Genomic DNA, 11,734 nt, shown 5'->3' with positions numbered 1-11,734 from the left:
AAGCGCCCATGAAGGGCCGGCGGGATCGCCCTCAGTCGCTGGCGGGCGCCGCCGCCAACGGCACCCGCAGCCGGAAGCGGGCCCCCGGCCGGTCCTCCGCCGCCGGCAGCAGCTCGAGCCCGCCGTCGTGCGACTCGGCCACCAGCCGCGCGATCGGCAGCCCCAGCCCCGAGCCGCCCGCGGTCCCGCTGGCGCGGTGGAAGCGGTCGAAGATCGCCGCCCGCTGGGCCGGGGGGACGCCGGGACCGTGGTCGTGGACGTCGACCAGCGCCACGCCGTCGCCGAGCGTCAGCCCGACGTCGATCGCGCCGCCGACCGCGCCGTAGCGGATCGCGTTCTCGACCAGGTTGGCGATCGCCCGGCCCAGCAGCCGCTCGTCGGCCAGCACCACCGCCTCGCCGGCGACCTCCAGCCGCAGCTCGGCCCCGGCCTTGGCGGCGGTCTCGTGGTACTCCTCGACCAGCTGCTCCAGCAGCAGGTCGAGCCGCAGCGGCTCGCGCTCGAAGCGGCCGCGACGAGCGTCGAGCCGGGCCAGCTCGAGCATGTCGGCGATCGTCCCCGAGGCCCGCTCGGCCGCCCGCTCGATCGCCTGCAGGGCCCCGACCGGCGCGTCCGCCGGCGGCGACGGTCCCAGCTCGCGCAGGGCCTGCTCGGCCCGCGCCCGGATCACCGCCACGGGCGTCCGCAGCTCGTGGGCCGCGTCGGCCAGGAACGCCTCCTCGCGGCGGGCCACGGCCGCCGCCGGCCGCAGCGCCCGGCCGGCCAGCAGCCAGCCGGCGGCGACGGTCAGCAGCCACAGGGCCAGCGTCGCGGCCGCCACCCGCAGGCCGGTCGGCAGCAGGTCGTCGGTGACCGCCGCCAGCGGCTCGACGGCGACGATCGCGGCCAGCACCCCGTCGGTGCCCTCGACCGGGCTCGTCGCCACCCGCACCCGCTCGCCGCCGGTCTCGTCGGTCACCAGCTGCAGCCGGCCGCCGTTGCGGACCCGCGCGTAGGCCCGGCGGGCCGCGGCCGCGTCGAGCAGGTCGCGGGGGCCGCCGACGATCCGCCCGCCCGGGTCGACGACGGCGACCGGGGCGCCGGGACGCCGGGCGGGACCGAAGTAGCCGTCCGGCTGGCGGTCGACGACCAGGTGGCTCGGCTCGCCCTCGGGGTAGGCGAAGCCGTCGGCCGAGAGCGCGGTCCGCTCGACCAGCCGGTCCTGCTGCTCGCGCCGCTGGTCGCGGGCCTCGATCACCACCAGCACGGCCAGCACCAGCAGCACCACCAGCGAGACCGCCGCGTACGACGCGGCCAGGCGCCGCCGCAGCCGCGCCAGCTCGTCGCCGGTCACGAGCCGTCCGCCAGCCGGTAGCCCGCCCCGCGGACCGTCTCGATCGCGCTCGCGCCGAGCTTCCGCCGCAGCGCCGCCACGTGCACGTCGACCACGTTCGACTCCGGCTCGTAGGCGTGGTCCCAGCAGTGCTCGAGGATGTCGAAGCGGTCGACGACCTCGCCCGCGCGGTCGGCCAGGAAGGCCAGCAGCGCGAACTCCTTCGTCGTCAGCGGGACGATCACCCCGTCACGGCGGACCCGCCGGCGGGCCGGCTCGATCCGCAGCGCGCCGACGTCGATCGCGTCGTGGCGGCGGGTCGGACGGCGGCGCAGCAGCGCGTGGATCCGCGCCACCAGCACCTCGGTCGCGAACGGCTTGGTCAGGTAGTCGTCGGCGCCGGCGCCGAAGCCGTCGACCACGTCGCTGGTCTGGTCCATCGCGGTCAGCAGCAGGATCGGCGTCTCGACGCCCGCCTGCCGCCACGCGCCGCAGAGCGCGCCGCCCTCGCCGTCGGGCAGCCGCCGGTCGAGCACGATGGCGTCGTAGGAGTGGAGGTCGGCGTGGAAGCGCGCCTCGGCGACGGTGCCGGCGACGTCGACGCCGAAGCCCTCGGCGCGCAGCCGCTCGGCGACCGCGACCGCCAGCTCCTCCTCGTCCTCGACCACGAGGATCCGCATCGGGCGAGCATAGCTTCGTCCCCGTACACCGAACACGTCGATCGTCCCCCGTTCCGCCGCCGGCCGTCAGGAACGGGGTCCGACGGCGGCCAGCAGCAGGATCGATCCGGCCGCGTAGTCGAGCGCCGGCTCGGAGGTGACGTAGTCGTCGACGCGGTCCTCGTAGGCCGCCGCGGCGCCGTCGAAGGGGCCGGGCCGGAAGCGGCCGACCGGCTGGCCCTGGATCTCGGCCCGCGGGGCGGCGAGCAGCGTGGCCGCCGCGAGGACGGGGCGGAAGGCGGGGAAGGGCATCGGGCGCTCCACGGGGGCGGACGGACCAGATCACCCTGGCGGCCGCCGCATGAAGCTGACGTGAAGCGGGCGGGGGCGGTCGCTCGGGACCGATGAACGTCATGCCACGAGCCGCCTTGGGGGGGAAAGCGCGAAGCAAGGCGCGAGTTGGCACTAGCCTCGGATTCTCCGTGCTCAGCCTGCGAAGCTGTCGCTACACGGCTGCGGGTTGATCTCCCGGTAGATCCTCAACGATGTCGCTGAGGTTTGCGACCCGGCGTTCCAGGCGCCGCAGAAAGCGCGGTGTGATCTCCACCCCCGCCCCGAAACGGAGTCGCTCCGACGGAGGCACGTACTCGAAATGGGCGACCAAGCCCGCATCGAGTCGTCGCAAAAGCCGTACGACACGCCCAGCCCAAACGTCCGCGTCCGCCCTTGTCACCCTGGCGCTCTGCGGAACCGCGCCCAGAGCGGCTGCGCTCGCGTACTGAGAAAGCTGGCGGCCTTCCCGCAGCAGCTGCCGCAGGCGCTCATGTGGCCCGGAGGCCGGCGCGTCGGCTGCGCCGCTCCTGGCTGGTGGCTCCTCGGCCTCTACCCGGGGCTCCTCACTCCGCTGTAACGACGCATCGGGGGGGTCGAAGGCGGGCTGCTGCGAAACGCTCACGCTGCGGGGCAACGAGGACGGGTCCAGGTTCGGATAGTCCCGCGGTCGATGCCAGGGTTCGCGCTCCAGATCAACCGCGCACCCGGCGGTCTTCAGCCGCATCGCGATCTCTCGCAAGGGTCCGGAATGACCGTTAAGGCGGACGGCATGACGACCAGAGAGATCACTGACGGGGCGAAGCGTCCCTAGTTCGACCAGGATCGTCCGCGCGGGATGGCTACCGAATGCCAAGCCTGCCTCGAAGAGCACGTTCGGACGAACTTGGGGCGTCAGCTCCGTCTCGTAGGACGGTTCGTCGACCCCGCGGTACTCGGTGCGCAAGGTCGCGACATCATCAGGGGTAGCGAACACCACGACTGCCTGGGACGTGACAAACGCCCTATCGAGGACTTCGCCGACATAGGGCGCTCCAGTCCGCGTGTCCTTGACAAGGGTCGACCACTCCGCCGGCTGCAAATCAATCGCCCGGAGAAACGCGAACAGTTCATCAATCGCCAACTGGTTGCGTCCGCAGACGACCATGACCTTACGGCGGTCCTTTTCCTGCACGATCTTGCCGACGGCCACCTCTTGAGCCGTACGTCTCGGCTCACCACGCCCCTTGGGAGTGAGTCGAATGAACTCGTCGCGCCGCGTCAAGTAGCCACGGACTATGAGTTCCTCGATGTGGCCTAGGTACAGGCTGGAGTACTCCCCCGTTGAGTCGTTGGCGACCTCGACGCGCCCGTGGTCGCCTCCCTCGTAGACGCCAAGTTCATTGAACGTTCCGGCGTCCAGCATCCGAAGCGCGCCGAGCGCTGATCGGAGTCCGTCTTCAAGCTCCATCCTGCGAAGAGGCTAACGCCGGCCCCGGTCGCCGGCCCGCTACTCCCCCACCACCAGGAAGCCGTCGCGCAGCACGACCCCACCGGACTCCTCGCGGACCTCGAAGCGGGCCAGGCGGTCGCCGTCGGCCTGCCGGCCGGTCGCGGTCACGACGACGGCGATCGCCGAGGGGACCGCGACCGCCGACCGGAAGCCGGCCCCCAACCGCCGCACCTGTCGCGGTCCGGCGCCGAGCGCGGTGAGCGCCTCGTCGACGGCGTGGGCGAGGGTCGCGCTGCCGTGCAGGATCGGCCCGTCCAGGCCGACCGCGCGGGCGATCGCGCGGTCGCTGTGGATCGGGTTCCAGATCCGCGCGCACTCGCCGTAGACGTGGGGCGCGGCGACGTCGATCGCGATCCCGCGGACGCGGCGGTCGGGCTGCTCGTCGGCCGCGACCGGCGGCGGCGGGGCATCGGCCGGCGGCCGCTCCTCGCCGTCGACCGCGACCCCGCGGTAGACGGTCCGCATCCACGAGGTCCAGAGCGCCGTGCCGTCCTCGGCCCGGCCGTCGAAGCGGGTCGTCGTGCGCGCGCCGGCCGCTGCCCGCTCGACCCCGACCACCTGCGCCTCGACCGTGATCGGCCGGTCGGGGACGATCGGCCGGTGCTGGTGCAGGTCGTGACCGGCGTGCACGCCGCGCAGCGCCTCCGGCACCGACAGCCCCAGGTCGAGACCGCTCTCGGGCTGGGTCAGCAGCGCCCATTCGGGGGCGATCGGGAAGACCGGGTGGGCGACCACGCCGGGCGCGCGGGTGGTGTCGAAGTAGACGTCCTCGGCGTGCCCGAGGCCGGCGGCGTAGGCCATCAGCCAGCGCCCGTCGACGACCCCGGACCAGGGCCGGGCGCGCCGCCCGACCGCGTCAGCGGCGAGGCCCACGGCCACCGCCCACCGTCGTCGATCGCCGCTCCGCCACCATCGCCGGCGAGCCTACTGACACCCACGTCAGTTAGCAACGGCGTGCGCTAGGATCCCGACCGATGGCGAGCGCCTCGGAGGCCGGACCGCGACGGCGGCTGACGAAGGAGGCGCGCCGCGCCCTGATCCTGAAGGCGGCCGAGGCCGTCTTCGGCGAGGTCGGCTACCACGGCGCGACGATGGAGCTGGTGGCCGCGCGCAGCGGCGTCACCCGCTCGCTGCTCTACGAGCACTTCGCCTCGCTGGAGGACCTGTACATCGCCTGCGTGCGCTCTGCTCGGGCCGAGCTCTACGCGCGCTTCGTCGACGCCAGCATCTTCAACCAGGGCCACCCGCGCGACCAGCTGCGGGCCGGGATGGCGGCCTACTTCCGCTTCGTCCAGGAGCACGGCCCCAGCTGGGACGTGCTCTCCGGCACCGGCTCGCTGCCGGCCGGGCCCGCCGGCGAGCTGGCCGCCGAGCTGCGGTTCCTGGCCGCCGACCAGATCGCCGCCCTCGCCGGCCAGGTCGTCCCCGAGCTCGATCCCGACGAGGTCCGGGCCTACGCCCACATCGTCTCCGGCGGCGGCGAGCAGCTGGCCCGCTGGTGGCGCCGCAACCCCGAGGTCCCGCTCGAGGTCGTCGTCGACCGGCTGATGAAGGTCGCCTGGGACGGACTCAGCGGCTTCGCCGAGGCAGCCTTCGGGCCCGACCCGCCGTCGGACCCGAGCTGACCTCAGCCTCAGCCGACCCGCGTGCGGCGGACCCGGACCACGCTCCGCAGCCGCCGGGCGTCGTCGGCGCGGGCGGCGACCAGGTAGTCGCCGCGCGGCAGGCGCGCGGCGATCCGCAGCTTCCAGCCGCGGGTGCCGCGGGCCGCCACCCACACCCGCCGGCCGCAGGCCCGCGGGCGACCGAAGCGCCCGCCGCGGGTCAGGAAGCGGCAGCGCCCGCCCGCGACCCGCCGGGCGACCGCCAGCTGGACCCGGCGGACGCGGGCGCCGCCGCTCGCGCGGCGCGCCGTGCCGGAGGCCCGCAGCCCGTCGCGGCGCACCCGCAGGTGGGCGATCCGGACCCGCGGGCGCTTCGGCTTCGCGGCCGGCGGCGACGTCGGTGCGGCCACCACCCGCGGCCAGTCGAGCCGGCCGGCCGGAGCCGACGCGGGGAAGGCGTTCGGGCGGCAGGGCTGGTTGAGCAGCGTGTCGCAGGTCGAGTGGCCCTTGGGGACGACCGGGCTCGGGACCGTCCCGACGACGATCCGCGAGGGGTGCGCCGCGTCGTGCAGGATCTCGTTCGGGCCCGGGAGCAGGCCGGGCAGGAAGTTCCAGCCGCCGGTCTGGCTGGGCGAGTCGATCACCAGCCGGATCCGCGACCCGGCCCGGAACACGTGGTCGAAGGGCAGCACCTCCAGGCGAACCGGGATCACCTGGCCGGGGACCAGCGTCTGGACGTCGGAGGCCAGGTGCGTCTGGACCGGCATCGTCTCGGTGCTCTGGCGCGCGTCGAGCTTGCGGTGCGACGCGCGCAGCCAGCCGCGGGCGACGTAGACCTCGTTGCCGTCGGGCCGGACCTCGGTGATCGTGGCCTGGAGGTCGGTCTCGTCGCGCGACGGCCGGATCCACATGTCGAGGCTCAGCGGGCCGAGCAGCTCGACGTCGCGGGCCAGCCGCGGGGTCGTGTACGGGACCGCGCCGGCCGGGTCGCCGGGCTGCTTCCACATCTTGTTGCGCTGGCCGAAGATCACCCCGCTGTCGGTGCCTGCCGACTGGGTGTGGGTGATGTAACGATCGGCCGGCTGCTCGCCGCGCGGCGGCGCCGCCGTCAGCGCCCCGCCCTGACCCAGGTACAGCCGCTCGGTGCGGGTCGGCGGCGGCCAGCGGTCGCTGGTGGTGACCCAGGCCGGGGTCGCGTCGCGGACGTTGGTCGTCTCGTGCCAGAGCTGCATCCGCGGCGTCTGGTCGAAGCCGTTGCGCTCGCCCTTGACGAAGCGGTCGAAGAACCGCACCAGGTCGTTGCCGATCCGCTTGGAGCGGACGCACATGCTGTGGTAGCCGTTGGCCGCGATCCCCCAGGTCCGCTTCGGGTCGAGCCGCGGCCACAGCGTCCACATGCTGCGGCTGCCGGTCTCGTCGTCCTGCCAGGTCGAGCAGAAGAGCGCCGGCACGTCGATCCGGTCGGCCGCGGCCGCGACCGCCCGCTCGTGCCAGAACGGGTCGATGTTGGGGTGCAGCAGCGCGGTCAGCGCGATGTTGTTCAGCGGGTTGGTGACGAGCTGGTGGAGCAGGCTCAGCCCGCACTGCGGATCGCCGGCGGTGAGCCCGTCGACCGAGCTCGAGGTCGAGACCGGCAGCTGGTCGAGCAGGGCCCAGAGGACCGCGAACTCGGCGTTGGCGATCCCGCCGGGATAGGCCGCGTCGCGGTAGAGGTCGTCGACGATCTGCCACGGCGCGATCGCGGCCAGGCCCTTCGGGTGCAGCGCCGCGACGCCGGGCTGCATCAGGCCCGGGAACGAGGTCCCGAACATCCCCACCCGGCCGGTCGACCACGGCTGGCTCGCCGCCCACTCGACGGCGGCCTTGCCGTCGGTGCTCTCGACCGGCGACCGGAACTCGAAGGTGCCCTGCGAGCAGCCGGTGCCGCGGACGGCCACCCCGACGATCGCGTAGCCGGCGGCCAGCAGCGACTTGGCGTTGTCGACGTCGTTGCAGGTCAGCGGCGAGGTGCCCTCGCAGTAGCCGTCGTACTTCATCGCGACCGGGAAGCGGCCCTCGGCGCTGGGCAGCACGGCGGCGTAGCGGAGCTGAACCCCGTCGGCCATCGTGATGTAGCCGCTGCGCTGGACGGGCGCCGCCTGCGCCTGCGCGCTCCCGGCGACGCACCACAGCAGCGCCAGCGCGGCCAGCCGCAGCAACGTGGATCCAGCGGTCATCGAACGTCTCCCCATCGGCCCTGGCTCGTGCTCGGTCGGCCCGCGGACGACGGGCGTGTCCGGGGCTGGTGCTGGCAACGGCCAGGACCTTTGCCAGCACCAGCGGGAGCAACCTAACTGACGTTCGCGTCAGTTGTCAACGGAGGGCGCGCACGACGCGCACCGTGCGCGTGCGTCCGCTCGCCCGGCTGCGCGCGCGGACGACCACCCGGTAGCGGCCGGCGGGCAGCCGCCGCAGCGAGCGGCGGAGCGTCGCCCAGCGCCGGTCGCTCGTCAGCGAGAGCCGGCGCGCCGTCCGCCAGCCGCCGCGGTCGCCCCGGCGCTCGATCGCCACCCGCACCGTCGCCGGCGAGGAGACCCGCAGCGCCAGCCGCCCGGCCGTCAGCCGGATCCGGGTGACCCGCGGACGGGCGCGGCTGGCCGGCGCCGCCGGCGACGCGGCCGCGGTGCAGGGAACGTTCGGCACCGGGACGCTGCCCGGCGTCTCGATCCGGAAGCGGCAGCCGGCGGCGGTGATCCGCACCGGCGAGCCGGCGGCGCTGACCGTCAGCCGCCCGCCCGCACGGCGGAAGCGGACCACGCGATCGGGCGGGGCGTCGAAGCGGTAGTCGAACTCCCACAGCCGGCCGTGGGTGGCGACCGTGTCGTTGACCCAGCTCGTCGGCCGCTCGTCGACCGGCTCGAAGAGCCCCCAGCGGATCGCGTTGCGCAGCTCGCGGCGGGGGGTCTCGGAGTCGTGGTAGCCGGTCGCGCGGTCGTAGCGGACGTCGACCCCGGCCGCCCGCAGCGCCGCGGCGTAGTTGACCGACTGGGGCGCGATCACCAGCGTCTCGGCGATCCAGTAGCCGAGCATGTCGGGCCGCAGCGCCTCGGGCCCGAGCGTGCCGTCGCCGCTGGCCATGTAGACCCGCGTCTCGCGCAGGTTCGAGGCCAGCTTCACGGGATCGTGGCCGCGCTCGTAGAAGCCGCCGGGCGGCCCCTCGACCCCCTGCAGGTCGAGCGGCGCCCCGGAGTTGAACTGCGCGAACGCCGACTGCGCCGCGCCGACCAGCAGCGAGGGGTAGACGGCCAGGTCGACGAAGCCTGAGACGACCGCCACCGAGCCGAAGAAGCCCGGCAGCCGCCCGCCGAGGTAGGCCGCGCCGAGCCCGCCCATCGAGACGCCGGCGATCGCGTGGTAGCGCCGTTCGGGCCGGATCTTGTAGCGGGCGAGGACCTGCGGCAGCACCTGGTCGAGCACGTAGCTCTCCCACCGCGGACCGTCCCGCCGGCCGCCGCTCCACCAGTCGGCGTACCAGCCGCTGGCGCCCTCGGGCATCACGATGATCGCGTTCAGGCCCGCCGCCGTGCGCGCGATGTCGCCGCCGCTCGGGTGCGACCAGGCCTTGTAGTTGCTGTTCAGCCCCGAGAGCAGCAGCAGCAGCGGGTAGGCGCGCTGCGGGTCGTAGCCGTCGGGCAGCAGGACGCGGGCCCGCGGCGGGCCGGAGTACGAGTACCAGCGCTCGTTGATCTCGCCGTTGCGCGCCGGGATCGTGATCTCCACCAGCTGGCTGGCCTGGGCGCTGACGGCCCCGCCGATCGCCAGCCCGCAGGCCGCGAGCACGGCCATTCCCCACCGTCGCGTGCCCGTCCCCATGACCAGGAGATTAACAGTCTGGCCTGCATGTAGCTGCTGGAGTGCAGATATCTTGCACGCCGCCGCCCCGGTCGACTACTGTACTATTTCACAGACGTTAGTACAGTCTTTGTCCGGACTGGATCGAGGCGGCGTGGCGTCACCACCAGGGTCGAATCGAGGAGCAGGGTCAGTGAGCAGACTTCGCAGGGCGACCGCGACGGCGGCCGTCGTCATCGGCACGTTGGGCTTCGCCGGAACCGCCTCGGCGGCGAACACCACCTACTACGTCGACGCCGCCGGCGGCTCGGACGCCAACGCCGGCACCAGCCCCGAGGCCGCGTGGAAGACGCTGGCCAAGGTCAACGCCACGACCTTCTCGCAGGGGGACAAGATCCTCCTGCACAGCGACCAGACCTGGGTCGAGCAGCTGCGGCCGAAGGGCTCCGGCGTCGCGGGCAACCCGATCACGATCGGCAACTACGGCGGCGGCGCGAAGCCGATCGTCGACGGCAAGAACGTCACCGGTGGCGGCGCCGGCGGCGGGGCCGTCTACCTGGTCAACCAGAACCACTGGACGATCACCGGCCTCGAGGTCACCAACGACAACGGCACCGCCAACGTCGTCGGCAGCAACCGCGTCGGGATCCTGGTCAACAACACCAGCGGCACGCTGAAGACCGGCATCACGATCAAGGACAACTACGTCCGCGACGTCAACGGCTGCTTCACCTGCAACGGCGCCAACGCCCAGACCAACGGCGGCATCTCCGTCGTGGCCGACACGATGAACGGTCTCGGCAACGGCGCCAGCAGCTACAAGGACGTCCAGATCACCGACAACGTGGTCGAGCGCGTCGGCCGCACGGGGATCAACTTCGACGACTACTCGACCGGCTTCCTGTTCTACTTCGTCTCGCAGGACGCGCTGAGCAAGAACGTCACGATCGCTCGCAACACGCTGAAGGACATCGACAGCGACGGCATCATCCTGCGCGGCTCGAAGGAGAACCTGATCGAGCGCAACACGGTCGACGGCGCCGGCTCGGTCACCTCGTCCGGCACCCAGCCGGGAACGGTCGGCATGTTCGTGGCCAAGACCACCAACACGGTGATCCAGTTCAACGAGGTCTCGCGCGTGCAGACGCACGTCGTCGACGGCCACGCCTACGACGTCGACCTGTTCGCGTACAACACGATCGTCCAGCACAACTACAGCCACGACAACGAGGGCGGGCTGATCCTGCTGATGGGCGGCCTCGGGTCCGGCAGCAACGCGACCGTCCGCTACAACCTCAGCGTCAACGACGGCTTCGCCGGCGACAAGGGCATCGTGTCGCTGTCGAGCGGGCTGCTCAACGGCTCGAAGATCTACAACAACACGATCTACATCAAGCCGGGCCTGAACTCGCCGCCGATCGCCCAGCAGGGCTGGAGCGGCGACAACAACAACGGCTGGTGGTTCCGCAACAACGTCGTGGTCAACCACGGCACCGGCACCTGGCAGCTGCCGCGGGGCACCGGCACCACGATCAGCAACAACCTGATCTACGGCAACCACACCGCGGGCGAGCCGGCCGACCCGCAGAAGATCACCGCCGACCCGCAGATGATCGACCCGCCGACCGAGGCGCCGTACGGGATCGAGAACGTCGGCGGCTACCAGCTGGCCGCGACCTCGCCCGCGGTCGGCAGCGGCGCGCTGATCCCGGACAACGGCGGACGCGACTTCTTCGGCCGCCCCGTCTCCGCCACGCTGGCCCCGTCGCGCGGGTTCCACGAGGCGCAGTAGCCGCGGTCTCGGCGGCCGGCCCGCGCGGGCCGGCCGCCGACGCGCGGGGCGCGGCGAGGGTACGGACCGCTGCTAGCCTCGACCGATGAGCTTCTCGGGGCGGATCGCCGATCCCGGCGTCCGCGCCCCCGGCCGGCGGCGCTTCTCGCCGCGACAGGAAGAGGTGCTCGACACGGTCGAGGTCGTCTTCCGCCGCGAGGGCCTGCGCGGCGTCCGGATGGGCGACCTGGCCGCCGAGGCCAACTGCTCACGCAGCACCCTCTACGAGATCGCCCCGAGCAAGGAGGACCTTTTCCTGCTCGTGCTCGACCGGATGATGCGGCGGATCTCGCTCCGCGGCGCGCTGGCCATCGAGCAGGCGGGCACGAACATGGAGCGGAGCGCCGCGATGCTGACCAGCGGCGCCCTCGATTTCGCCGAGCTCGGTCCGCGCTACCTCGACGCGGTCCGCGACCACCCGCCGGCGCGGATCCTGCTCGACCGCTGGATCGCCGTCTGCCGCGACATGCTCGAGACCCTGATCGACCGCGCGATCGACGAGCGGGAGGTCCGCCCGGTCAACGGCCGCGTCGTCGCCGAGGTGATGTTCGCCTCGGTCCTGACCTTCACCGATCCCGACTTCGTCCGCACGAGCCGGGTCACCACCGCCGAGGCGCTGCGGGGGATGGTCGACCTGCTGCTCGACGGCCTGCGCCCGCGCTGACCGCCGCGCCC

Annotated in this window: 10 protein-coding genes; 3 read left to right on the top strand and 7 right to left on the bottom strand. The window is 73.1% G+C overall.

The window, feature by feature from the left end; all coding sequences use genetic code 11:
* Nucleotides 1–31: 31 nt before the first annotated feature.
* The 5 genes from SH587_RS01155 to SH587_RS01135 all read right to left on the bottom strand — a co-directional run bounded on the left by SH587_RS01155 (nucleotide 32) and on the right by SH587_RS01135 (nucleotide 4,666).
* A complete protein-coding gene (locus SH587_RS01155; RefSeq protein ID WP_320668707.1) occupies nucleotides 32–1,333 on the bottom strand; it encodes a sensor histidine kinase in 1,302 nt (433 codons plus the stop codon).
* Nucleotides 1,330–1,992 (bottom strand): response regulator transcription factor, encoded by a 663-nt coding sequence (locus tag SH587_RS01150; RefSeq protein ID WP_320668706.1) that lies wholly within the window; start codon nucleotides 1,990–1,992, stop codon nucleotides 1,330–1,332. Before SH587_RS01150 ends, SH587_RS01155 begins: the two co-directional genes overlap by 4 nt.
* A gap of 66 nt (nucleotides 1,993–2,058) precedes the next feature.
* Nucleotides 2,059–2,283: a hypothetical protein gene (locus SH587_RS01145; protein ID WP_320668705.1), complete on the bottom strand. Its 225-nt coding sequence runs from the start codon at nucleotides 2,281–2,283 to the stop codon at nucleotides 2,059–2,061.
* 193 nt (nucleotides 2,284–2,476) lie between these two features.
* Nucleotides 2,477–3,751 (bottom strand): TIR domain-containing protein, encoded by a 1,275-nt coding sequence (locus SH587_RS01140; RefSeq protein WP_320668704.1) that lies wholly within the window; start codon nucleotides 3,749–3,751, stop codon nucleotides 2,477–2,479.
* 39 nt (nucleotides 3,752–3,790) lie between these two features.
* Complete coding sequence (locus SH587_RS01135) at nucleotides 3,791–4,666, bottom strand: MaoC/PaaZ C-terminal domain-containing protein (protein WP_320668703.1); 876 nt, start codon at nucleotides 4,664–4,666, stop codon at nucleotides 3,791–3,793.
* 101 nt (nucleotides 4,667–4,767) lie between these two features.
* Between SH587_RS01135 and SH587_RS01130 the strand changes: the two genes are divergently transcribed.
* Nucleotides 4,768–5,418 carry a TetR/AcrR family transcriptional regulator gene (locus tag SH587_RS01130; protein ID WP_320668702.1) on the top strand — a complete coding sequence of 217 codons (651 nt, stop codon included), beginning with the start codon at nucleotides 4,768–4,770 and terminating at the stop codon, nucleotides 5,416–5,418.
* Nucleotides 5,419–5,426: 8 nt separating this feature from the next.
* On the opposite strand, the gene SH587_RS01125 is transcribed toward SH587_RS01130, so the two are convergent.
* Complete coding sequence (locus SH587_RS01125) at nucleotides 5,427–7,613, bottom strand: CocE/NonD family hydrolase (RefSeq protein ID WP_320668701.1); 2,187 nt, start codon at nucleotides 7,611–7,613, stop codon at nucleotides 5,427–5,429.
* 136 nt (nucleotides 7,614–7,749) lie between these two features.
* Nucleotides 7,750–9,222, bottom strand: coding sequence for an alpha/beta hydrolase-fold protein (locus SH587_RS01120; protein WP_320668700.1), 1,473 nt, complete (start codon nucleotides 9,220–9,222; stop codon nucleotides 7,750–7,752).
* A gap of 199 nt (nucleotides 9,223–9,421) precedes the next feature.
* Here SH587_RS01120 and SH587_RS01115 point away from each other — a divergent pair, with 199 nt between their 5' ends.
* Both SH587_RS01115 and SH587_RS01110 read left to right on the top strand, forming a co-directional pair.
* Nucleotides 9,422–11,020 (top strand): right-handed parallel beta-helix repeat-containing protein, encoded by a 1,599-nt coding sequence (locus SH587_RS01115; RefSeq protein WP_320668699.1) that lies wholly within the window; start codon nucleotides 9,422–9,424, stop codon nucleotides 11,018–11,020.
* An 85-nt stretch (nucleotides 11,021–11,105) separates the two neighbouring features.
* Nucleotides 11,106–11,723: a TetR/AcrR family transcriptional regulator gene (locus tag SH587_RS01110; RefSeq protein ID WP_320668698.1), complete on the top strand. Its 618-nt coding sequence runs from the start codon at nucleotides 11,106–11,108 to the stop codon at nucleotides 11,721–11,723.
* Nucleotides 11,724–11,734: the final 11 nt, after the last annotated feature.

Source organism: Patulibacter defluvii, from assembly GCF_034096925.1.
GTDB lineage: Bacteria > Actinomycetota > Thermoleophilia > Solirubrobacterales > Solirubrobacteraceae > Patulibacter > Patulibacter defluvii.
This window is presented reverse-complemented; position numbering and strand designations above follow the sequence as displayed.

Excerpts from the sequence above, each read along its gene's own strand:
- SH587_RS01150 (WP_320668706.1), bottom strand. The coding sequence starts at position 1,992 with ATGCGGATCCTCGTGGTCGAGGACGAGGAGGAGCTGGCGGTCGCGGTC.
- SH587_RS01145 (WP_320668705.1), bottom strand. The coding sequence starts at position 2,283 with ATGCCCTTCCCCGCCTTCCGCCCCGTCCTCGCGGCGGCCACGCTGCTC.
- SH587_RS01140 (WP_320668704.1), bottom strand. The coding sequence starts at position 3,751 with ATGGAGCTTGAAGACGGACTCCGATCAGCGCTCGGCGCGCTTCGGATG.
- SH587_RS01130 (WP_320668702.1), top strand. The coding sequence starts at position 4,768 with ATGGCGAGCGCCTCGGAGGCCGGACCGCGACGGCGGCTGACGAAGGAG.
- SH587_RS01125 (WP_320668701.1), bottom strand. The coding sequence starts at position 7,613 with ATGACCGCTGGATCCACGTTGCTGCGGCTGGCCGCGCTGGCGCTGCTG.
- SH587_RS01120 (WP_320668700.1), bottom strand. The coding sequence starts at position 9,222 with ATGGCCGTGCTCGCGGCCTGCGGGCTGGCGATCGGCGGGGCCGTCAGC.
- SH587_RS01110 (WP_320668698.1), top strand. The coding sequence starts at position 11,106 with ATGAGCTTCTCGGGGCGGATCGCCGATCCCGGCGTCCGCGCCCCCGGC.